This is a genomic window from Streptomyces sp. DT2A-34 (assembly GCF_030499515.1).
In the GTDB taxonomy this organism is placed as follows: domain Bacteria; phylum Actinomycetota; class Actinomycetes; order Streptomycetales; family Streptomycetaceae; genus Streptomyces.
Genome location: NZ_JASTWJ010000001.1, coordinates 1,640,372 through 1,662,787 on the forward strand (window position 1 = coordinate 1,640,372; position 22,416 = coordinate 1,662,787).

General features: G+C 72.0%; 15 protein-coding genes and 6 pseudogenes. 16 read left to right on the forward strand and 5 right to left on the reverse strand.

The annotated features are described in order from the left end of the window. The first annotated feature begins 10 nt into the window (after positions 1–10). From QQM39_RS07135 to QQM39_RS07150, 4 genes and pseudogenes are all read left to right on the forward strand, one after another. Entirely contained in the window at positions 11–2,992 is a 2,982-nt protein-coding gene (locus QQM39_RS07135; RefSeq protein ID WP_301995775.1) for an aldehyde dehydrogenase family protein, read from the forward strand. Continuing rightward, on the forward strand, positions 2,989–3,255 hold the full coding sequence (locus QQM39_RS07140) for an acyl carrier protein (RefSeq protein WP_301995776.1): 267 nt from the start codon (positions 2,989–2,991) through the stop codon (positions 3,253–3,255). The genes QQM39_RS07135 and QQM39_RS07140 overlap by 4 nt, the downstream gene beginning before the upstream one ends. Beyond that, positions 3,248–5,104: a fatty acyl-AMP ligase gene (locus QQM39_RS07145; protein WP_301995777.1), complete on the forward strand. Its 1,857-nt coding sequence runs from the start codon at positions 3,248–3,250 to the stop codon at positions 5,102–5,104. Before QQM39_RS07140 ends, QQM39_RS07145 begins: the two co-directional genes overlap by 8 nt. A 39-nt stretch (positions 5,105–5,143) precedes the next feature. After that, positions 5,144–5,656 (forward strand): annotated as a pseudogene (locus QQM39_RS07150) (TetR/AcrR family transcriptional regulator); the annotation flags it as partial. A 6-nt stretch (positions 5,657–5,662) separates the two neighbouring features. Here QQM39_RS07150 and QQM39_RS07155 read toward each other — a convergent pair. Continuing rightward, on the reverse strand, positions 5,663–6,328 hold the full coding sequence (locus QQM39_RS07155; protein WP_301995779.1) for a TetR family transcriptional regulator: 666 nt from the start codon (positions 6,326–6,328) through the stop codon (positions 5,663–5,665). A 139-nt stretch (positions 6,329–6,467) separates the two neighbouring features. Further along, positions 6,468–6,944 (reverse strand): sensor histidine kinase, encoded by a 477-nt coding sequence (locus QQM39_RS07160; protein ID WP_301995780.1) that lies wholly within the window; start codon positions 6,942–6,944, stop codon positions 6,468–6,470. Positions 6,945–7,152: 208 nt separating this feature from the next. On the opposite strand from QQM39_RS07160, the pseudogene QQM39_RS07165 reads away from it, so the two are divergent. Beyond that, positions 7,153–7,362: pseudogene (locus tag QQM39_RS07165) on the forward strand (response regulator transcription factor); the annotation flags it as partial. A gap of 101 nt (positions 7,363–7,463) precedes the next feature. Continuing rightward, positions 7,464–8,162: a response regulator transcription factor gene (locus QQM39_RS07170; protein WP_301995781.1), complete on the forward strand. Its 699-nt coding sequence runs from the start codon at positions 7,464–7,466 to the stop codon at positions 8,160–8,162. Positions 8,163–8,273: 111 nt separating this feature from the next. Here the strand turns inward: QQM39_RS07170 and QQM39_RS07175 are convergent. Then, a pseudogene (locus QQM39_RS07175) lies at positions 8,274–8,785 on the reverse strand (GNAT family N-acetyltransferase). Between the two features lie 372 nt (positions 8,786–9,157). Between QQM39_RS07175 and QQM39_RS07180 the strand changes: the two are divergent. Further along, the gene (locus tag QQM39_RS07180; protein WP_301995782.1) at positions 9,158–10,582 is read left to right on the forward strand and encodes a hypothetical protein; all 1,425 of its coding nucleotides are present in this window, start codon (positions 9,158–9,160) and stop codon (positions 10,580–10,582) included. Between the two features lie 80 nt (positions 10,583–10,662). Here the strand turns inward: QQM39_RS07180 and QQM39_RS07185 are convergent. Further along, a pseudogene (locus tag QQM39_RS07185) lies at positions 10,663–11,568 on the reverse strand (LysR substrate-binding domain-containing protein). A 546-nt stretch (positions 11,569–12,114) separates the two neighbouring features. On the opposite strand from QQM39_RS07185, the gene QQM39_RS07190 reads away from it, so the two are divergent. The 3 genes and pseudogenes from QQM39_RS07190 to QQM39_RS07200 all read left to right on the forward strand — a co-directional run bounded on the left by QQM39_RS07190 (position 12,115) and on the right by QQM39_RS07200 (position 14,486). Next, positions 12,115–12,288 (forward strand): hypothetical protein, encoded by a 174-nt coding sequence (locus tag QQM39_RS07190; protein ID WP_301995783.1) that lies wholly within the window; start codon positions 12,115–12,117, stop codon positions 12,286–12,288. Further along, positions 12,282–12,974: pseudogene (locus QQM39_RS07195) on the forward strand (LysE family translocator). The gene QQM39_RS07190 and the pseudogene QQM39_RS07195 overlap by 7 nt, the downstream one beginning before the upstream one ends. A 234-nt stretch (positions 12,975–13,208) precedes the next feature. Continuing rightward, complete coding sequence (locus QQM39_RS07200) at positions 13,209–14,486, forward strand: MFS transporter (protein WP_301995784.1); 1,278 nt, start codon at positions 13,209–13,211, stop codon at positions 14,484–14,486. 124 nt (positions 14,487–14,610) lie between these two features. On the opposite strand, the gene QQM39_RS07205 is transcribed toward QQM39_RS07200, so the two are convergent. Beyond that, complete coding sequence (locus QQM39_RS07205; protein WP_301995785.1) at positions 14,611–15,522, reverse strand: LysR family transcriptional regulator; 912 nt, start codon at positions 15,520–15,522, stop codon at positions 14,611–14,613. 118 nt (positions 15,523–15,640) lie between these two features. Here QQM39_RS07205 and QQM39_RS07210 point away from each other — a divergent pair, with 118 nt between their 5' ends. The 6 genes and pseudogenes from QQM39_RS07210 to QQM39_RS07235 all read left to right on the forward strand — a co-directional run bounded on the left by QQM39_RS07210 (position 15,641) and on the right by QQM39_RS07235 (position 22,319). Continuing rightward, positions 15,641–16,621 (forward strand): fumarylacetoacetate hydrolase family protein, encoded by a 981-nt coding sequence (locus QQM39_RS07210; RefSeq protein ID WP_301995786.1) that lies wholly within the window; start codon positions 15,641–15,643, stop codon positions 16,619–16,621. Then, positions 16,618–17,580 (forward strand): cyclase family protein, encoded by a 963-nt coding sequence (locus QQM39_RS07215; RefSeq protein ID WP_301995787.1) that lies wholly within the window; start codon positions 16,618–16,620, stop codon positions 17,578–17,580. The genes QQM39_RS07210 and QQM39_RS07215 overlap by 4 nt, the downstream gene beginning before the upstream one ends. Positions 17,581–17,745: 165 nt before the next feature. Further along, positions 17,746–18,882, forward strand: a complete 1,137-nt coding sequence (locus QQM39_RS07220) for an FAD-dependent oxidoreductase (RefSeq protein ID WP_301995788.1) — start codon at positions 17,746–17,748, stop codon at positions 18,880–18,882. Further along, on the forward strand, positions 18,879–19,907 hold the full coding sequence (locus QQM39_RS07225) for an amidohydrolase family protein (protein ID WP_301995789.1): 1,029 nt from the start codon (positions 18,879–18,881) through the stop codon (positions 19,905–19,907). The genes QQM39_RS07220 and QQM39_RS07225 overlap by 4 nt, the downstream gene beginning before the upstream one ends. A 245-nt stretch (positions 19,908–20,152) precedes the next feature. Beyond that, a pseudogene (locus tag QQM39_RS07230) lies at positions 20,153–21,356 on the forward strand (IS110 family transposase). Between the two features lie 24 nt (positions 21,357–21,380). After that, positions 21,381–22,319, forward strand: coding sequence for a VOC family protein (locus tag QQM39_RS07235; protein WP_301995790.1), 939 nt, complete (start codon positions 21,381–21,383; stop codon positions 22,317–22,319). Positions 22,320–22,416: the final 97 nt, after the last annotated feature.

The following is a 22,416-nucleotide window of genomic DNA, read 5'->3' on the forward strand; positions in this document are numbered from 1 at the left end:
GAGGCCCGTCATGGTGACCTGTCAGGAACCCGAGACCCGGGCGGCGCACCGCACCGAAGGCTTTCTCAGCTTCGGCCCTCTCATCGGCGGCGCCACGCCCCCCGGCCCGACCGAGTGGGTCTACGCGATCCGCGCCGGAGCGCTGATCGACGACCCCATCGGCGCCACCTGCTACCGCAACGCGCTCAACGCCGGGCACATGGGCCCCGACGCCCATCCGGAAACGATCCTGGGGCGCTGCGCCGTCGCCGGACCCGACCTCATGGAGACCGCGCTGCGCACCGCGCGGCACGCCGCGGACGAATGGGGCGGCAGCCCGCGGCCCCGACGCGCCGTCGCCGAGGCGTTCCGGGCACGGCTGCGAGAGCACGCGGACACGCTGACCGACCTCCTGGTCGAGGAAGGGCACCCGGTCCGGCTGGCCCGGATGGAGGTCGCCAACCTGGTCACCTTCTTCGCCCCCGAGACCACCGACTGGTGTCTGCGGCAGCTGGAGACACGGCACACCACCGGTGGCCGGACGGTGTCGCTGCGCCGGGTGCCGGACGGCGTCGTCTGCGTGCAGCCGCCGCAGAACACCCCGGCGCTGAGCGTCGGCGCGGCCTTCCAGTCCGTGCTGGCGGGCAACGCGCTGGTGGTGCGGCTGTCCCGGCAGGCGCCGATCGCGGCGATGTATCTGCTGGAGCGGATCGCCGTGCCGGCGCTCGGCGACGCCGGTGCCCCGCCCGGTGTCCTGTCGGCACTGTGCACCGACCCGGCCCAGGCACTGGACGCCTGGCTGGACAGTCCGCAGGTGGACGACGTGCTGTACTTCGGCGACTCGATCCGCGGCGAGCAGATCGAGAAGGCCTGCCTCGTCGCGGGCAAGAAGCCGATCCTGGAACTCGGCGGCAACGACATGGTCGTGGTGTGGCGTGACGCGCCCCTCGACCAGGCCGTGGACGCGCTGCTGGAGTCGTACCACGGAAGCGGCCAGATCTGCTGTGCGCCCAACATCGCGCTCGTCCACCCGGAGATCGCCGACCGGCTCACCGACCAACTCGCCGAACGCGTACGGGCGTTGCGGCCCGGCTTCCCCGACGATCCCGAAGTGGTGCTGGCCGCCACACCCAACACCGCCGGATACGACGCCGCGCTCGCCGACGCCCGGCGGGCGGGCGCCCGGGTGCTGACCGGCGGGCGCCACCTGGACGTGGGCGGCCGGGAGAGCGACGTCGCCGTGTTCGCGGAGCCGGCGCTCATCCGGGTCGACGGGCTCGCCCGGGCGCGGGAGCTGCGGTCGGTCCGGCACGAGACGTTCTTCCCGATGCTGACCGTCGTCGTGCCCGAGCCCGCCGGTGACGACGAACTCCTCGCCGAGACGGTGTCGTTCGTCGCCGCCGGCCCCTACGGCCTGCGCAACTCCCTGTGGGCCCAGGACCCGCAGGTCATCGACCGGTTCGTCCGGGACGTCCGCTCCTGCGGCCAGCTCCGCGTGAACGACTCCCACCTCGCGGGCGTTCCGTACCTGTCCAACCATGGCGGCCCGGGGCTGAGCGGAGACCGGTTCGGCGAGCTCAACTATCCGATGCTGCGCACCAGTCGCCTCCAGGGCGTGTCCGTGGCACAGTCCCCGCCCGCGCCGTCCGACGGCGCCGCCCCCTATGTCCCGGCGCGGCGCAGGCCCAGGGTCGAGGCGGTCCGGGAGTACCCGCCCGGCTGGCCGCCCGAGGAGCTGCCGGGCGGGCTGCCGGCCCCGTTCACCGAGGCGTTCCAGCACGACCCGTACCCGACGCTGCACTGGCTGCGCGAGCACCGGCCGGTGAGCCGCATCATGTCGCCGGACGGTCCGGGCTGGCTGCTGACCCGCTACGACGACGTCCGCCGGGCCCACACCGACCCGCGGGTGAGCTGCGACAGCAAACGCGTCACCGCCGGCCGTATGTGGCTGCGGCACTGGCCGTCCGAGCTGCGGGAGCGGCTCTTCACCCACCTGCTGGACAGCGACGACCCGCGCCATGCCGAACTGCGGGCGATCATGCGGCCGTTCTTCACGCCCGCACGCCAGGAACAGTGGCGCTCCCGGGTGCAGCGCGTCGTCGACACCCGGATCGACCAGATCGTGGACCGGGGCCGCGCCGACCTCATGGCGGCCGTCGCCTACCCGCTCGGCGGCAACGTCCTGTTCTCCGTCCTCGGCGCCACCCCGCCCCGGATGAACCATCTGCGGGCGATGATCTGGCGTACCGCCGAATGGAACAACGACGTCCCCTACGTGGCGGCCCTCGCCCACGAGATCGACGGGTTCGTCCGCAGGGCCGTCGCCGAGAAGCGCCGCGCCCCCGGCGACGACCTGATCTCGCTGCTGGTCCGGGCCCGCGACGAGGACGGTCTGATCGGCGAGGACGAACTGCACGGCCAGGTCATGATGATGCTGGTGGCGGGCCAGGACCCCAGCATCAACAGCGTTGGCAACAGCCTGCACGCCCTGCTCGCCCACCCCGGCCAACTCGCCGAACTCCGCGGCGACCCGGCCCTGCTGGAGACCGGCATCGGCGAACTCCTCCGCTACGAAAGCCCGTTGCCCTTCACCAGCTGGCGGGGCACCCTCGAACCCGTCGAGTTCGGCGACGTGACCGTCCCGGCGAACGAGTCCCTGTTCCTGTGCCTCGGCGCGGCCAACCGGGACCCCGCCCGCTTCCCCGACCCCGACCGGCTCGACCTGCACCGGCCCACCCCCGGCCATCTGGCGTTCGGGCACGGCGCCCACTACTGCCTGGGCGCCCACATCGGCCGGATGACGGCCGAGGCCGCCGTCACCACCGTCCTGCGCCGGCTGCCCGGCCTGCGGCTGGACGGCACGCCGCGGTGGCGGCCCAGCATGTTCGAGCGCGGACTCAGTGCCCTGCCCGTCGCCTGGGACCTGCCGCGGAAGGTTCAGAAGCTGCGGAAGTCTCAGAAGCCGCACAAGTTGCCGAAGCTGCAGAAGCCCCAGAAGGGGGCCGTGCGGTGAATCGCGCCGAGATCCTCGCCGAACTGAAGGCCATGCTCGCCGAGTTCGGCGACGTCGACCCCGAACACGTCGACGAACAGACCGCGTTCATCGCGGACCTCGCCCTCGACTCGCTCGTCCTGGTGCGGATGACCGTCGTCGCCGAGGAGCGGTTCGGCGTGCGCATCCCCGACGAGGTCGCCTGGGAGCTGCACACGGTCGGTGCCGTGGTCGGCTATGTGGAGGAGGCCCTGGCCGGGCGGATCGGAGCCGGCGGTGAGTGAACTCGTCCGGTTCCTGCGCGAGAAGATGTGGCTCCTCGGGGACACCCGCTGGTACGCGCGGGTGGACAGCGTCCGGGGCGAGCTGGTCGAGGTGGAGCGGCTCGGGTACGCCCAACTCGACGCTCGGGCCCGAGCGGTGGGGGCATGGCTGGCCGGCCGGACACCGCCCGGCGCGCGCGTGCTGCTGATGTATCCGGCGGGCCTGGAGTTCTTGGCGGTCTTCCTCGGCTGCCTGTACGCCGGGCGGGTCGCCATCCCCGCCCCGCTGCCGGCCACCGACCGGCGGGCCCTGGAACGCGCCGAGGGCATCATCCGTGACGCGGACGTCGGGCTGGTCCTCAGCGACGCCGCGCACCAGCCGGGGCTCGGCTCCTGGCTGGCGGGACTGGGCGCGGCTTCCCGGGCCGAGTGCGTCGCGACCGACGGGGCCCACAGGACGGACGGGAGCGACGGGGCTGACGGGGCTCACGGACCTCGCGGGACCGTACTGCCGCACCCCGGCACCTGGTCCCCCGTCGCCCTGGAGCCCTCCGCGACCGCCTACATCCAGTACACCTCCGGGTCGACCAGCGAGCCGCGCGGTGTCGTCATCACCCACCGGAACCTGCTGCACAACCTGCTGTCGATCAGGGGGAAAATCCTCCCCGACGACGTCCTGGACGAACTGCGCCACGACCCGGCGCAGTGCGGCGCCGGATGGCTCCCGCACTACCACGACATGGGCCTGGTCGGCATGCTGCTCAGCCCGCTCGCGAGCTGCGGCAACCTCGTCTTCTGCTCCCCGGTGTCCTTCATCGCCCATCCGCTGCTGTGGCTCCAGATGATCAGCCGGTACCGGGCCTTCTACACCTTCGCCCCGAACTTCGGCTACGACTGGCTGCTGAGGAGCCTCAAGGACGGTCAACTCACGGACGCGGACCCGGACTTGAGCCTGGACTGCCTGCGCTTCGCGCTGAGCGGCGCCGAGCCCGTCCGCGCCGAGGTCCTGAGCGCGGTCGCCCGCCGACTCGCCCCGATCGGCTTCCGTCCGGACATCTGGGCGCCCAGCTACGGCCTGGCCGAGGCCACCCTCATGGTGACCGGCACGTCCTGCGGCAGCGGGCCGACCGTGGGGCGCTTCGACCGGGACGCGCTGGAGACCGGCCAGGCCGTGCCGGCGCCGGACGGTGTCGACCTGGTCGGCTGCGGCCGTCCCGCCGGTGCCGTCGTCCGGATCGTCGACTCCGTGACCTCAAGTCCCCTGGAGGACGGGCGGGTCGGCGAGATCTGGGTGGGCGGCGACAGCGTCGCCGACGGCTACCTCAACGACCCGCAGGGCACCGCCGACCACTTCGCCGCCGTCACCGCCGACGGCGACGGCCCGTACCTGCGCACCGGAGACCTCGGCTTCCTCCAGGACGGCGAGCTCTACGTCACCGGTCGCGCCAAGGACCTGATCATCGTCAACGGCCGCAACATCCTCCCCCAGGACATCGAACGCGTCAGTGAAACCACCGACCCCGCGACCGGCCCCTGCGCCGCTTTCGCCCTGCCCGACGCCTCCGGCCACGAGCAGATCGTCCTGGTCCAGGAAATCCGCCCCGTCCATCTCGACGGCCGCACTCCCGCAGCCCTCGCCGACCTCATCAGGAGGCGCCTGGCCCACGAACTGCGGCTGGCCGTCCAGGTCGTCATCGTGGGGCCGATGAGCGTGCCCCGGACCACCAGCGGCAAGATCCAGCGCTCCCGAACCCGCGACGAGCTCTGCTCGACGGGCCTCGATCCCCTGCACTCCGACCTCCTCGCCCCGGCCGAGCCGACCCCTCGGCCGAGCCCTCGGCCGAGCCCCGGGCACGCCGCACGGGGGTAGTCGTCCACCCTCGGAGAGGCTGCCCACACCCACCCGGTCCAGTACGGGTTGCCGGCCAGCTCGATCTACTGGCACTTCAAGGACAAGGACGACCTGATCGCCGCGGTCATCGAGCGCGGCTTCGAGACGTGGCTGGCCACGATGGAACTACCGGGGGAAGAGGCCGGTACGCCGCTGGAGCGGGTCACGACCATGGCGGCGAACGTGGCCAAGTCGCTGGTCGACGCCCCGGACTTCCTGCGCCTCGGCCTCATGCTCGCCCTGGAACGGCGCCCCCCGGAGCCCCGCGGCCGCACGATGTTCCTCCAGGTCCGCGCCATCGCCCGGCAGAAGATCGCCGGAGTGGTCGAAACCCTCCTGCCCGACCTCGACGAGGACGCCGTACAAGCTCTCACGACGTACGCCGTGGCCGGCGCCGACGGCCTGTTCATCCACCGCGAGATCGCCGGCGACACCGCCGACCTGGTGGCCCTGTTCGAACTCCACACCGACCTGGTCTTCGCCGCGGCCACGCGCATGGCGGCGAAAGGCCAGCCCCGCCAGCCCCGCTAGCCCCCCTCAGTCGTCGGCCGCGACCTCCGCGGCCTGCTCGGCCACCGTCGAGGCGACGGCGTCGACCGTGGCGCGCGCCTTCTGCTCAGGTACGCCGGCCGCGATGAGGGTGGCGACGGCGGTGTGGGTGCCGTCGTCCTCCAGCGCCCCGGTGTTGACCTCCTCCAGCAGGGCGACCGTCATCGCCTCCAGACCGGCGCTCAGCACGGCCGGGGGGAGGTGCGGGTGGAAGACGCCGTCCCGCTGGCCTCGCTCGAGGATGGCCGTGCTCCCGGCGCGGGCCGGTGCCAGGACCTCGGCCACGCGTTCGGCGCCCAGGTCACGGCGGGCCAGCGCCAGCAGGAGCCGGTAGCGGTCCCCCACGGGCCAGATCGAGAACACGAAGTACGCGAGCGCCCGCTCGGCCGGCTCGTCCGGCCCGAAGTGCGCGGCCCCGGCCGCCAGCATGCTCCGAAGGGATTCGGAGGCCTCCTCGGCGAGCGCCTCCAGCAGTGCCGCGCGCCCGGGGAAGTGCCCGAAGAGGGTGCGCCGTACGACACCGGAGGCCCGCGCCAGTTCCTCCAGCGTGATGTCCGGGTTGCGGCCGAGTTCCTGGCGTGCCGTGGCCAGGATGCGCGCCCGGTTGGAGCGCGCGTTGCGCCGTTGGGGAACGCGGGCCATGGGCTTGGTCACGGAGAAACCTCGGACATCGGGCGTCGGAAACGAGGGGCGGGCCTGCGCAGACTGTACCGCCACCGAGATCTCCGAGGTCACAGCCCTGGGGCTACGCGGAGGCCGGTGCTGATGCGGGGTTCAGGCGAGTCGCGCACGGTCACTGTGGTGGCCCCGCGGGCAGCACCAGCCGGAAGACGCTTCCGTGTCCGGTGGCCGTCTCCAGTTCCAGTCTGCCGCCGTGGCCCTGGGCGCTCGCGCTCGCGATGGCGAGGCCGAGGCCGGAGCCGCCGTGGTCGGAGGAGCGGGACGGGTCGGCCCGGTAGAAGCGTTCGAAGACCCGCTCGGCCGCTTCCGGGGAGAGGCCGAGCCCTTGGTCGGCGACCTCCGGCACGCAGATCGGCGTCCCTTCGGCAAGCGGTGGCGAGGGGCTCGTCCGGCCGGGCCGGTTCGTGCCTCCGGCGGTGGGGCCGGCCCGTCCCGTGCCCACGCGTACCCAGCCGTAGAGGACCGCGGCCGGCAGCAGGATCGCGCCGAGGGCGGCCGGGGCGGCCCAGCGGGGCAGCGTGCGGCCGGCGGCGACCGGTGGAGGCGCGCTCGTGGGGGTGGTCGACGGGTCTTGCGAGGTGTGGGTCACGGTGCCGTTCGCTTTCCTGTTCCTGAAGGAGGCGGGGGGACGGGGCGGCTCAAGAGCGCCGGAAGACGGCCAGCCGCAGCACGACGAACCGCACCGCCGTGACCAGCAGGGACGAAGCACGACGGCCCCGGCCACGGCCTGGTCGGCATCCGCCGGCGGGCCGCCATCAGGTGCTCGCCACGGCCCACCCCGGGCCCCGGAGACTCTCCGGCTGCGGCCCCTCAGCGACCGCGAGCGGGAGGTCCTGGTCGCCATCGGCCAGGGCTGGACGAACGCGGAGATCGCCGAGCGGCTCGTCCTCACCGAGTCCACGGTGAACAAGCACGTCGGACGGGTCCTCGCCAAGCTCGGGGCGCGTGACCGCGTCCAGGCCGTGATCATGGCCTACGACGCCGGGCTGGTCCGGGCGAAGCCCTAGCCAGTTCCTGTACTCCGGCTTTACATGAGCGGCGGTAATCTTGGCGTACGAAACCGTTTCGTTTAGCGCGGGCCACCGGCTTCACCAGGGAGAAGACAGTCATGGTCTCCGTACTCGTCGTCCACGACCAATACCTTCACCGACTCGCCCTGCGCATGCTCCTGGCGGCCGAGCCCGACCTGACGGTCGTAGGCGAGGCGACGGACGCGGAGGGGGCGGTCCGGGCGAGTACCGAGCTCCGCCCGGACATCGTCGTGATGGACAGCGACCTGTCCCGGACGGACAGCATCGACACGATCCGACGCATCGCACAGCCCTCACGCGCCGCCGGCATCGCCGAACCCGGCCCCGCGGCAGGACGCGCTCCCCGCGTACTGGTCCTGACCCCGGCCGGCCAAGAGAGATACGCGTACGCCGCCCTGCGTGCCGGAGCCGGCGGATTCCTCCTCGACGACGCCGCGCCGGACGAACTGACGGCGGCGGTCCGCATCGTGGCCGCCGGCGACGCCGTCATCACCCCGGGCCTGACCCGCGAACTGATCGACGCCGTCCGGCAGCAGCGCGGCCCCCGGCTCCGCCCGCACGCACACGGCCTGGACACCCTCACCGGACGCGAACGCGACGTCCTGGCCGCCGTCGCCTCCGGCTGGTCCAACGCCGAGATCGCCGAACGCCTGTCCATCGCCCCGACCACCGTCAAGACGCACGTCAGCAACATCCTCACCAAGATCGGCGCCCGGGCCCGCGTCCAGGCGGTGACCTATGCCTACGAGTCCGGCCTGGTACGGCCGGCCGCCTGACGCTTGCCGCGCCTCGGACTCGAACTCGGCCTCGGCATCGGACTCGGACTCGGACTCGGACTCGGCATCGGACTCGGACTCGGACTCGGGAGCAACTCCCCGGTCTCCCGCCTACCGAAGTACCTTCTCCAGCAGCGTGAAGGACCTGGGCACCCCGCCCGGCTGCGGCTTGCCCTGCTTGTGCCCCACGACGCGGTAACCGGCGTCCCGGTAGTAGGCGTTGAGCTGTGCGTTGCCGGCCAAGCAGTCCAGGCGCACGCACGTCCGTCCCACCTCAGCAACTCGGCCTTCCGCGGCCTTCAGCAGCCGCACCCCCGTCCCGGGCGCGGCGGTGGAACGGTCGACCATGAGCCTGTGCACGTATCCGGCCACGGGCGGCTGCGCGCCCCATGCGGCCTCGTCCTCCCACCACAACTCCCAGGCACCGGCGACAGCCCGCCGGCCTCCGCGAGCCAGACCTCACCATGCTCCATGACCTGGCGGAAATGGCCCTCGGTCAGCTCCCCCGGCCGCCACTGCCCGGTGATCCCCCGGGCCGACATCCAGCGGGCCGCGTCGTCGCGGAGGCGGACGAGGATCGGTGGGCCGGCCTCGGTCGCCGGGCGGACACGTAGATCATTCACCCGGGCGATCCTCGCGCATCGGTCCCATGACGGTTCGTCAGTCCTGAGGCGGCTCCCAGGTCCTGGCCACCGTTCCTGATTCCCAGCCCCTGGTCCCTGGTCCCTGGCTCCTGACTCCTGACTCCTGACTCCCGGCTCCCGGCTCCCGGCTCCCGGCTCCCGGCTCCCGGCTCCTGATGGAGCGGCCTCGGTCTCGGTCCCGGCAGTTGGCCCATCACACGGGCCAACTGGTGTGCCGCGCTACACCATCCGGTGACTAATGACCGTCGCAGTGTTATGCATATCTACCGATTTCCTATCCATCCACTGTCCGGCTCTTGGTGCTGACCAGCCGTCACGAGGCCCTGAACCAAGTCGAGGAGAGTGGAGAAGATGACGACATCGCCGAGATGGCGATCCGTTCTGGCGTCGGCCGCCATGGCTACGGCGCTCGCCGCAGCCGCGCTGACGAGCGCGGGTACCGCCTACGCCCACGACAACCACAAGACCCCGCATCCGCCGTACCCGGCGAAGCCCGCCCACCACCCGGTGCACGCGATCAAGCCCGCCCACCCGGTCTACCCGGCCCACCCGGCCAAGCCCGAGAAGCCTGCCCACCCGGTGCACCCGGTCAAGCCCGTGTACCCGGAGCACCCGGTGAAGCCGGAGCTTCCGGCCAAGCCGGTCCACCCGGTCAAGCCGGCGTACCCGGTACACCCGGTCAAGCCGGAGCTTCCGGCCAAGCCGGTCCACCCGGTCAAGCCGGCGTACCCGGTACACCCGGTCAAGCCCGAGCTTCCGGCCAAGCCGGCACTCCCCGCGAAGCCGGCACTGCCGGAGAAGCCCGCGCTTCCCGCGAAGCCAGCACTCCCGGCCAAGCCCGCGCTCCCCGCCAAGCCAGCACTCCCGGCCAAGCCCGCACTCCCCGCGAAGCCGGCACTTCCCGCGAAGCCCGCGCTCCCGACCAAGCCCAAGCTCCCGGCCAAGCCCGCACTCCCGGCCAAGCCCGCACTCCCCGCGAAGCCGGCACTTCCCGCGAAGCCCGCGCTCCCGACCAAGCCCAAGCTTCCGGCCAAGCCCGCACTCCCGGCCAAGCCCGCACTCCCCGCGAAGCCAGCACTTCCCGCGAAGCCCGCGCTCCCGACCAAGCCCAAGCTCCCGGCCAAGCCCGCACTTCCCGCCAAGCCCGCACTCCCGGCCAAGCCGAAGCTTCCCGCGAAGCCCGCACTCCCGGCCAAGCCGAAGCTCCCGGCCAAGCCAGCCCTGCCGGCCAAGCCCGCGCTCCCGGCCAAACCCGCAATCCCCGCCAAGCCCGTCCTCCCCGCCAAGCCCGCAATCCCGGCCAAGCCCGCACTCCCCGCGAAGCCAGCACTTCCCGCGAAGCCCGCGCTCCCGACCAAGCCCAAGCTCCCGGCCAAGCCCGCACTTCCCGCCAAGCCCGCACTCCCGGCCAAGCCGAAGCTTCCCGCGAAGCCCGCACTCCCGGCTAAGCCCGCGCTTCCCGCGAAGCCAGCACTCCCGGCCAAGCCAGCACTCCCCGCGAAGCCAGCACTCCCGGCCAAGCCGAAGCTCCCGGCCAAGCCAGCCCTGCCGGCCAAGCCCGCGCTCCCGGCCAAACCCGCAATCCCCGCCAAGCCCGTCCTCCCCGCCAAGCCCGCACTCCCGGCCAAGCCCGCACTCCCGGCCAAGCCAGCCCTGCCGGCCAAGCCCGCGCTCCCGGCGAAGCCTCACTACCCCTCCCACCCCAAGAAGCCCGAGCACCCCAAGCACTCGAAGCACTCGAAGCACTCGGAGCACTCGAAGAAGCAGCACGGGTGACAAGGACAAGGAGAAGCTGACCCTCAGGGGCAGTCACGATGCCGGGCCCGGAAGCATCCGGGCCCGGCACGCCCGTGCGGTCAGCCGTGGAACGCCTGGTGGAAGGCGTCCCGGCAGGCCAGGATGGCGGGATGCCGGCCCCGGCCGCGGCGTACGACGGTGAAGACGCGGCGTGTGCGTTCGCCGCGCGGAAGTTGCCGCACAGGGACCGTCGGGGGCTACCCGTTCCAGACGAGGTCGGGGAGGAGCGCCGCGGCATGGTTCTGCTCGACGAGGCGGACGTGGAGCAGCAGGTCGGTGGTCTCGAACCGTACGTCGGGTTCGAAACCGGCATTGCGGCACAGGGTCATCGCCCAGTGCCGGGCGGCTGTGCCCTCGGGTTCCATGACCCAGGGGTGATCGGCGAGTGAGCGCAGCGCCGCCGTCGGGGACCGTGTGTCGAGGCCGTCGGCGGGGTGGGGAAGGGCGAGGCGCAGGGGGTCGTCGAGCAGGTCCTCCTGTTCGAGTTCGGCGGGGCGCGGGTTGGGGTTGCCGGGGTACTCCTCGGCGAGGACCAGGTCGAAGTCGCGTGCCTGCAGGGCGGGCAGGGCCCTTTCCGGTTCCATCTGCGTGACGTGGACGCGCAGGTGCGGATGCCGGTCGCGCAGCAAACCCAGCGCGGTCGGGACCAGAGACAGGGCGGCCGTCTGGAACGAGGCGATACGCAGGGTGCCGGTCAGGTCGGCCAGGGACGCGGCGATGTCCGCCTCCGCGCGCTCCAATCGCTCCAGAACCGCTTCGGTGTGGGCGACGAGGATCTCCGCCTGCTCGGTCAGCCGCACCCGTCGCCCGACCGGCTCCAGCAGCCGGACGCCGACCTCGGCCTCCAGCTGGGAAAGCTGCTGGGAGACGGAGGAGGGGGCGTACGACAGAGCGGCGGCGACCGCCGCGAGCGTGCCGCGGTGCTTGAGTTCGCGCAGCAGGCGCAGTCGGTGCAGGTCGAACATCGCCGGACCCGGCCTCCTGTCCGTCCCGAAGCTGAATCGACGAATCGTGGGCAGCCTCCCGGCCCCAGCCCCGGCCCCCGGCCCCGGCTCCCGGATCCCGGCCCCGACCCCCGCATTCATCGGCTTGTCCGATGACTATGGGTCGAAAACATTCGCTGGACCGATCACAGCAGGGCAGCAGACCCTGGCCGTGTGTCCGACAACGCTTCCTCCCCGCCCACCCCGCCGTGGCTCGCGGGGCCCGCAGCCCGCAGCCGGCGCTGTGCTCCCGCACCCGCCGACGCACGGGAGGAGTCGTGGCGTCCGGGGCTGCCCGCCTTCGAAGCGCTGGGTGCGTCCTGGGCGGTCCACCCCGCGGCTCGCGCGGCTGCGGCGCCCGACGCGGTGCTGGTCCAGGACGCCGCCTGGGCTCGCCGGCCCCGGCCGTCGTCACCCACTACCGCAGCCGCCCCTGCGAGCGGGCCCCGGCGCTGTCGGTGGAACCGCAGTCCGCGGCCTGCGTCCTCGAAAGCCTCACCCGCGGCGCCTCCAGCGTCGCCTGGCCCTGTGCACGGCGGACTGGACGCTGCCGTAGCCGTCACGGACGGCGACAGCGCCCACGCCACCGCCCGCCTCGCGGAGCTCGGGGTTTCCTCGGGTCCCTCCGGGGCCGCAGCGCTCGCCGGTCTGCGCGCGGTGCTGAGCGGCCCGACCGCCGACCCGCACTCCACCGCATGCTGACCCATCTCGGGGCCGCGATCGGTGTGCTCGGCCTGCTGACCGTCGTGCCGGGGCCGGACATGGCGGTGGTGACCCGCCGTGCCCTCATGGCCGGGCCCAGGGACGCGCTGCGTACCGTGGGCGGGATCGCGACCGGGCTGATCGTCTGGGGTGCGGCGACCGTGGCCGGACTCGCGGCCGTCCTGGCCGCCTCACCCAGGGCATACCTGGCCGTCTAGCTCCTGGGCGCCGGCTACCTCGTACTTCTCGGCGCGCAGTCACTGTGGCAGAACCGCCCCACCGCACCCACGGCCCGGAGCGATACCAATACCGCCACCAATACCGCCACCAATAGCGATGCCCATACCGATGCCCATACCGATGCCGATACCGACGAGGGTCCATCCCGCGTCGAGAACCCCTGGCGGACCGGCCTCGTCAGCAACGTCCTCAATCCGAAGATCGCCGTCTTCTACACCGGACGGCTCCCCACACTGGCCCCGCCCCACCTACCCCCCGCCTTGGCCATGACGCTCCTCGTCCTCCTCCACACCGCCCTGACCCTCACCTGGCTGGGCAGCTACGTCCTCCTGCTGTCCAAGGCCGGTCCCTTCCTCCACAGGCCACGGGTCCACCGTGCGCTCGGGCGGATCACGGGCGTCGTACTGATCGGCTTCGGCATCGCCGTGGCGACCGCCTCCGGCTGATCCGTGAGCAGCCGGAGGCGGGCGAGCACCCCATCCATGGCGTGGATGAGGCGGATACGGGATTCGGATCGCCCGGAGGATGGCGGCGGGGAACCCGACGGCTCATAGTCGTCCTACCCGCACGCCGCTGTCCGGACCAGCCGCCACGTGCGGCTCTCCACAGCATGCCGTGCGCCGTAGGCGCCCGTGACAGGCATGCCCGCTCCCGTATTCCCGCCCCTCCCTGGAGTCTCCATGCCCGGTTCCGTCCCGCCTCCCGCCGCGGCCGATGTCGAGGACGCCGCCTCGCCCGTGCCCGTCTCCGGCCCGGCCCATCTGTTGCGCGTGACCCTGCTGATGGCGGGCAGCTGTCTGCCGATCCTGGGGGCGGTGCTGATCGCCCCCGTGCTGCCGAAGATGCAGGACCACTTCGCCTCGACCCCGGGCGCCAAGGCACTCGTGCCGCTCGCGCTGACCGTTCCGGCGCTGTCGCTGGCGCTGCTGGCGCCGTTCGCCGGGGTGATCGTGGACCGGCTGGGCCGCAAGCGCCTGCTGATCGTCGCGACCGTGCTGTACGCCGTGTTCGGCACGGCACCGCTCTGGCTGGACTCGCTGGGCGCCGTCATCGCGAGCCGCGCCCTGGTCGGCGTCGCCGAGGCCGCGATCATGACCTGCTGCACCACCCTGATCGGCGACTACTACAGCGGTCACCGGCGGGTGAAGTACCTCGCGCTGCAGACCATGTGCGCCTCGGCGTCGGCCACCGTCTTCTTCGTGCTCGGCGGTGCCATGGGCGCGGCGGGCTGGAAGGTGCCCTTCTGGGTCTACGCCGTGAGCTTGGTCCTCGCCCCGCTGATGGCGTCCGCCCTGCCCAGCCCGGCGGGCCGGGCGACCACCGATGAGACCCCGGCCGAGGCCGCGGGCCACGGGGTCCGCCGGTCCTTTCCCCGGCGGCAGTTGGCGGGCATCTGCGCCCTCACCTTCTTCGGGGCGATGGTCTTCTACACCGTCCCGGTGGAGATGGCGTACCTGCTCGACGACCTCGGCGTGGAAAGCTCCGGTGTGATCGGCCTGGCCACCGCGATCGCGAGTGCCGCGACCGTGGGCGGCGCGATCACGTTCGCCCGGCTGAAGCGGGCCCCCGACCCCATGCTGCCCGCCGTCTTCGCGGTCTGCGCCGCCGGTTTCGGGGTGATGTTCCTGGCGGGCGGCGCGCCGCTGCTGGTCGTCGGAGCGGTGATCAACTGCCTGGGTACGGGGATGCTGCTGCCGGCCCTCCTCACCAGTGCCATGTCCCGGCTGGCCTTCGAGGACCGCGGCCGGGGCACGGGACTGTGGATGGCGGCCTTCTTCGGCGGCGAGTTCGTCTGCCCGCTGGTGCTGCTCGCCGGGGAGTCGGCGGTGAGGAGCCTCGCGGGGGCGGTGGGGTTGCTGGGGGTGGCCGCGGCGTTGGTGGCGGCGGGGTTGTGGGCGGCATCGAGGCGTCGGCCGACGGCCGTTGCTCCGCGGCCGTCGCCGGAACAACTGGTCTGACGGCCCGGCAACGCCCCCAGGGGCGCGGCGGTATCGATATGCGGCTCCGCCGCGTGGCCGCGACCGGCCACGACGTAAGCCGCAGCCGAACGGCAACCCGTCGCGGCACTCGCAGCGGGGCACCTCAGCCCCCCTCCGTAAGCGTCGCCCCCACCTCCGCCGCCTTCCGCCGCAGCCAGATATGCGCCGCGTCCTGAGCGTGCAGCGGATGCCACCACAGCGCCACCTGCACCGGTACGGCCTCGAAGGGACACGGCAGAACCCGCACCCCCGCCGAGCGCACCGCCCTGCGGGCCAGCCGCTCCTGGATCATCGCGACCCGGCGGGTGCCCTCGATCATGTGCGGCAGCAGCTGGAAGGTCTGGACGGAGACCTCCACATGGGGGCTGATGCCGAGCATGCTCAACTGGCGGGCGGCCGGGGCGTCGTAGGGCCGCTGGTAGACGGCCCAGGGCAGGCGGGCCAGGTGGTCGAGGGTGAGTGCGTCACCCACCTCGGGGTGGTCGTCGGCGACCATGCACAGCCAGCGGTCCTGGTAGAGGTCGACGGCGGGGAAGCCGTCGATGACGCCGTGCGGCATCAGCAGTCCGTCGACGGTGCTCAGCAGTGCCCCGGTGTTCTCCTGGACGGAGGGCGCCGGGTGCTGGAAGGTGAGCCGGATGCCGGGCGCCTCGTGGTGCACGGCGCGGGCGAGCGCGGCGCCGAACACGGCCGCGCCGTAGTCCGAGGCGAGCAGCGTGAACTCGCGGGCCTCGGCGGTCGGGTCGAACTCGGCCTGGCTGGCGAAGACGCGCTCCAGCAGGTCGCACGCGGTGGCGCTGCGGTCCCGCAACGCCACGCCGAGCGGCGTCAGTTCGTAGGAGTTCCCGGTCCGGGCGAGCAATTCGTCGTCGAAATGGCGGCGCAGCCGGGACAGCGCCGCGCTCATCGCTGGCTGGCTCAGTCCGATGCGCTCGCCGGCTCTGGTGACATTGCGCTCCTCCAGTAGCGCGCGCAGGGCGACGACCAGGTTGAGGTCGAGTCGGGACAGGTTCACCGGGCACCACCTAGCAAGCGAAAGCCATCCATGTCGTGGATTCGGCGCATCCACAAGATTGATTTCCGTGATTGTCCGATCGAGGTCAGAGTAGACCGCAACCCAGCAGGAGGAAATCATGGCAACGCTCGCGCAACCTGCCGGCCCGTTCGCGCTCGGCACGTTCTCCACCCCGGACGGGGAGCCTTTCCCCGGTCTCCTCGCCAGGGGCCGGGTGCTCGACCTGAGCGGCGCCCTGGACTCGGCACCCGCCGACGTGCGTGCCGTACTGGAACGGTGGGAAAAGACGCTCCCCCTGCTGCACGCCCTGGCGGACGACGACGCGCACGAGTGGCAGGCGCTGGAGGGGCTGCGGGTGCACGCCCCCGTCGAGCCCCGGCAGATCTTCCAGTCCGGCGCCAACTACCGGCAGCACGTGATCGACCTGGAGGTCGCCCACCGCTCCCCCGACGACCCGCGCACGGTCGAGGAGGCGCGGGCCGAGATCGCCGCCGTCATGGACCGGCGGGCCGCCGAGGACCTGCCGTACGTGTTCATCGGCCTGCCCACCACCATCGCGGGACCGTACGACGACGTCGTACTCCCCTCCTGGGCCGAACAGCCGGACTGGGAGCTGGAGTTGGCGGCCGTCATCGCCAAGCCCGCGTACCGGGTCTCCGTCGAGGAGGCCATGGAGTACGTCGCCGGGTACACGATCGCCAACGACCTCACCGATCGCGCCACCGTCTTCCGCCGGGACATGAAGGCCATCGGCACCGACTGGCTGCGCTGCAAGAACGCGCCGGGCTTCACCCCGCTCGGCCCGTGGCTGGTGCCGGCCGAGTCGATCGCCGATCCCGGTGATCTGCGGGTCACCCTCAGGCTCAACGGCGACACCATGCAGGACGAGTCCACCAAGGACATGCTCTTCGGCATCGCGCGGCTGGTGTCGTACATCTCGCAGACCGCCCGACTCCTGCCGGGAGACCTCGTGTTGACCGGCAGCCCGGCCGGCAACGGCATCCACTGGGGACGGCTGCTGCGCGACGGCGACGTCATGCAGGGCTCGATCACCGGTCTGGGCGTGCAGCGCACGCGGTGCGTGGAGGGGACGTCGTGAGCCTGGACCGGCACGACCCCGAGGGCGCGATCGCCGAGGCCGCCAAGGCGTACTCCAACTGGGGGCGCTGGGGCGAGGACGACGTGCTCGGCACCCTCAACTTCCTCGACGAGGCCAAGCGCCGGGAGGGCGCCGCGCTCGTACGGCGGGGCGTGAGCTTCTCGCTGTCGCAGCGGTTCGACATGAACGGGCCGCAGAAGGGCTGGCGCCGGCGCACCAACCCCGTGCACACGATGCTCGACACCGGCACCGACGCGGCCCTCGGCAACCAGGGCTTCCCGCACGGCATCGGCGGCGCCGACGACGTGATCGCGATGCCGTTGCAGTGCTCCACGCAGTGGGACGGGCTCGGGCACATCTTCGACCACGGCAACGCCTGGAACGGGCGCAAGGCCGAGAAGGTCGTCACCTCCGACGGCGACCTCGTCACCGGCATCGAGCACATGGCGCCGTACGTCGCCGGGCGCGGTGTGCTGCTGGACGTGGGCCGGGTCATCGGCGAGGGCGGTGAGCTGCCCGACGGGTTCGCCGTCACCGAGGAGCATCTGACCGCGACCGCCGAAGCCCACGGGGTGTCCGTGGGCCGCGGTGACATCGTCGTCGTACGGACCGGGCAGCTGGCCCGGGTGCGCCGTGACGGGTGGGGCGAGTACGCGGGTGGGCCCGCGCCGGGGCTGTCGTTCACCGCGGCCGGCTGGCTGCACCGCACCGAGATCGCCGCCGTCGCCACCGACACCTGGGGTTTCGAGGTGCGGCCCAACGAATTCGAGAACGCCTTCCAGCCGCTGCACCAGGTCGTCATCCCCAACATGGGGCTGCTGATCGGCGAGATGTGGGACCCGGAGGCGCTCGCCGCGGACTGCGCGGCGGACGGCGTGTACGAGTTCTGGCTGACCGCCGCGCCGCTGCCCATCACCGGGGCCGTCGGCTCCCCCGTCAACCCTGTCGCCGTCAAGTAGCCGCTCGGCCGCCGGATGCGCCGACCTCCCCGGACAGCAGCGGCGCATCCGCCCCCTCATCCCACCCCTGGCCCCCGTCCCCACCTCTGGCCCGCCTTCCCAGCGGGCGAGCCGCACCCCCGCCGCTCGAAGCCGCGCGGCCCAACCTCGGGAGGTATCCCCGCCATGGCTGACCGCCCCACTCCTACCGTCCTCGTCATCGGCGGGGGCGCCTCCGGCAACGCCGTCACCATCCTGCTGCGCCGCGCCGGCATCACCGTCGACCTGATCGAGGCCAAGCCCGACTGGAACGCCACCACCGGCTCCGGCATCACCCTCCAGGGCAACGCCCTGCGGGTGCTGCGCGAACTGGGCGTGTGGGACCAGGTGGAAGCCTCCGGATACCCCTTCGGCTCGCTCGGCGTGACCGCCCCGGACGGCACCGTCCTGTTCGTCGCCGAGGACATCCAGACCGGCGGCCCCGACCTGCCCGCCACCCTCGGCATGCAGCGCCCCCAGCTCCAGCGGATCCTCATCGACGCGGTCCGCGCCTCCGGCGCCACGGTCCGGCTCGGCACCACCGCCGAGTCGCTGGAGCAGGACGCCGACGGCGTCTCGGTGCGCTTCAGCGACGGCGGCGAGGGCCGCTACGACCTGGTGATCGGCGCCGACGGCCTCAACTCCGCCACCCGCGCCGCGATCGGCATCACCGACAAACCCGAGCCCACCGGCATGGCCATCTGGCGCATCGCCACCCCACGGCCCGAGAGCGTCACCCGCACCGACCTCGCCTACGGCGGCCCGGCCTACATCGCCGGCTACACCCCCACCGGCGAGAACACCATCTACGCCTACGTCGTCGAGGCGTGCCGCGACCGCGCCTCCATCGACCCGGACACCTACGCCGACGAGATGCGCCGCCTGGCGCAGGGCTACGGCGGGGTCTGGCCGGAGATCACCGAGCACATCAACGACCCGAAGAAGGTCAACTATGCCTGGTTCGACCGCCTGTTGGTCGAGGGCTCCTGGCACCGGGGCCGGGTCGTGCTCATCGGCGACGCCGCCCACTGCTGCCCGCCCACCATGGCCCAGGGCGCGGCGATGTCCCTGGAGGACGCCTCCGTGCTCGCCGAGCTGCTCACCAGCGGACGGGACTGGGACGACGAGCTGTTCCAGGCCTACCACGACCGCCGCCTCCCCCGGGTGCGCACTGTCGTGGAGGCGTCCGTGCAGATCGGCCAGTGGCAGCTGGCCCGCGTGCGCGACGCCGACATGGCCGGGCTGGTGGGCCGCACCATGAACATCCTCAAGGAGCGCCCGTGACCGCCACCGCGTCCTTTGCGCCGACCATCGACGTCCACGCCCACCTCCTGCTCCCGGAGATCGAGGAGGCCGTCGCCGGTCACGCCGGACTCGCCGAGGCCCGCGCCCTCGACGCCCGCCGCAACGGCTCGGCGGCCCTCGCCGTGAACGGCCCCATGGTGGGCGCCCGGGTGCCGAAGCTGACGGACGTCGACGTGCGCCTGGCGGCGATGGACGCGGCCGGCGTCGACGTCCAGCTGGTGAGCCCCTCGCCGGGCCACTACCACTACTGGGCCGACCCCCAACTTGCCGAGAGCATCTGCCGGTTGGCCAACGAGGGCACCGCCGCGCACTGCGCCAAGGCCCCCGACCGACTGCACGGCCTCGGCATGGTCCCCCTCCAGCACCCCGGCCTCGCCGTCACGCTGCTCGACCACGCGCTGGACCAGGGGCTGAGGGGCGTGGAGATCTCCTCGCACGCCCAGGGGCCGGGCGGGGCACGGGAAGTGGAGCTGTCCGATCCGCGGCTCGCGCCCTTCTGGGCACGCGCGGAGGAGACCGGCGCCGTCGTCTTCCTGCACCCCTTCGGCTGCACGCTCGACGAGCGCCTGGACCAGTGGTACCTGTCCAACACGGTCGGGCAGCCCACCGAGAACGCCGTCGCGCTCTCCCATCTGATCTTCTCCGGAGCCCTGGACCGGCACCCCGGACTGAAGCTGGTGGCCGCGCACGGGGGCGGGTACCTCCCCACCCACATCGGCCGCTCGGACCACGCCTGGCGGGCCCGCCCCGACGCCCGGGCCTGCTCCCGGGAGCCGAGCAGCTATCTGAAGCAGCTGTACTTCGACTCGCTCGTCCACGACCCGCACGTCCTGCGGGAGTTGATCCGCGTCGCCGGCGCCGACCGTGTCCTGCTCGGCTCCGACTTCCCCTTCGACATGGGCACCGACGACCCGCTGGCCGCCCTGCGCGCAGCGGACCTGCCCGACCACGACTTCCACGCGGTGCGGGGCGGCAACGCCACCGCCCTGCTGAACCTCGCCTGAGGAGGCCCCCCCATTACCTTTTTGGTAGCCCCGCAATGGGGCGCCCGGCCTTCGGAGTTGGCATGACTTTCTCCCCCTGTCGATCGCATGTCTTGGGGGGTGGTGTCACCGGCTCCGGAGGCATCGACAGACCGCTGATTAGGGGCATGACCACCGGCTTCTTCGCAGGTCGGGAGGCTCTTCGTAATGTGGATGTGGCGATCGGTGCCGTGGGACGGCCGGGCGAGGACGACCGAAGGACGCACGTGATCGACGTCAGTGACATCGGCGCTTTCCTCGGCCTGGACGTCGGCAAGGGCGAACACCACGCCACCGCCGTCACCCCGGCCGGGAAGAAGGCCTTCGACAAGCGGCTGCCCAACAGCGAGCCGAAGCTCCGCGAAGTGTTCGGCAAACTGCAGGCCAAGCACGGGACCGTGCTCGTGGTGGTCGACCAGCCGGCCTCGATCGGGGCTCTGCCGCTGGCGGTGGCCCGGGACATGGGCTGCCCGGTCGCCTATCTGCCCGGCCTGACGATGCGGCGGATCGCCGACCTCTATCCCGGCGAGGCCAAGACAGATGCCCGCGACGCGTTCGTCATCGCAGACGCGGCCCGCGTCATGCCTCACACGCTCCGCTCGGTCGACCTCCAGGACGAGACCATCGCCGAGCTGGAGATGATCGTCGGCTTCGACGACGACCTGGCCGGCGAAGCAACCCGCATCAGCAACCGCCTGCGGGGCCTGCTCACCCAGATCCACCCGTCGCTGGAACGGATCCTGGGCCCACGCGTCCAACACCCGGCCGTGCTCAAGCTCCTCGACCAGTTCGGCTCCCCGGCCCAGATCCGCAAAGCCGGACGCCGACGGCTCATTGCGTTGATACGCCCGAAGGCACCGCGGATGGCCGAGCGGCTCGTCGAGGACATCTTCACCGCACTGGACGAACAGACCGTCGTCGTCCCGGGCACCGACGCGGCCGCTCTGATCGTCCCCAGCCTCGCCAACTCGCTCCGAGCGGTGCTTGACCAGCGGAAACTCTTGGCCACCCGGATCGAAGGAACTGCTGGAGAACCACCCTCTTTCCAAGGTCCTGACGTCCATGCCGGGGATCGGCGTCAGGACCGGAGCCCGCATCCTCATCGACGTCGGCGACGGCCGTTCGTTCCCGACCGCCGCCCACCTCGCCGCCTACGCCGGCCTCGCCCCCACAACCCGCAGTTCTGGCTCCTCGATCCGCGGCGAACAACCATCCCGCCGCGGAAACAAGCAGCTCAAACGGGCCTTCTTCCTGTCCGCGTTCGCGGCTCTGGCCGACCCGGCCTCCCGGACCTACTACGACAAGAAGATCAGCCAGGGAAAACACCACACCCAAGCCCTCCTCTGCCTCGCGAGACGACGAGCCGACGTACTCTTCGCGATGCTCCGCGACGGCACCTTCTACGACCCCCAACCCGCCCCATCAGCTTGACGAAACCCATAGGGGCACCCCCCCATGAGCAACCGTCTGCTCACCCACCTGCGCCACGTCGACCTCGCCGTACCCGACTACGACAAGCAGCTCGACTTCTACGCCGGCGTCTGGGGCCTGACCAACGTCGCCGAGGACTCCGGCATCTCGTTCCTGGCCGCCGAGGGCAGCCCCGAGCAGTACGTCGTACGGCTGCGCAAGGCCGACGAGAAGCGCCTCGACCTCGTCTCCTACGGGGCGGGCAGCCCGGCCGACGTCGACACCCTCGCCGAGCAACTGCTCGCGGACAGCGTGCAGTTGGTCTCGCAGCCGGGCAAGCTCGACACCCTCGGAGGCGGGTACGGCTTCCGCTTCTTCGACGTCGACGGCCGCACCATCGAGGTCTCCGCCGACGTCCGGGCACGGCGGCACCGCAGGATCGAGGAGAAGGAGGCGATCCCGGTCCGCCTCTCCCACGTGGTCCTCAACTCCCCGGACCTGGACAAGACGCGCCAGTGGTACGAGCGCCACCTCGGCTTCCGGCTGAGCGACACGCTCAGCTCGCCCCACATGGGCGAGGTCATGCACTTCATGCGGATCAGCAACCAGCACCACTCGATGGCGCTCGCGAAGGGCCCGCACACCTCGCTGCACCACGTCTCCTTCGAGATGCGCGGCCTGGACGAGTACATGCGCGGCTCCGGCCGGGTGATGCGGGCCGGCATCCGCAAGATCTGGGGTCCCGGCCGGCACATGGCGGGCGACAACACCTTCACTTACTTCCTCGACCCGCACGGCAACACCGTCGAGTACACCACCGAGCTGGAGGAGCTGGACGAGGACACCTGGCACCCCCACGTCTACGACTTCTCCCAGCCCGAGGTCACCGACCAGTGGGGCACGGCGAACCCGATGAACGAACTGATCGCCAAGGAGTCGTTCAACGACGTCGACCGCGGCGTCTTCGTCGCCCCGCCGGTCTGATCCCCCACCACCCCGGACCGCCACAGCTCCGGGGGCGCGGCGACTCCCTGTCACTGCCCTGACTGCCCGCCGCGCCCCCGGGCCCGCCGTACCCGCC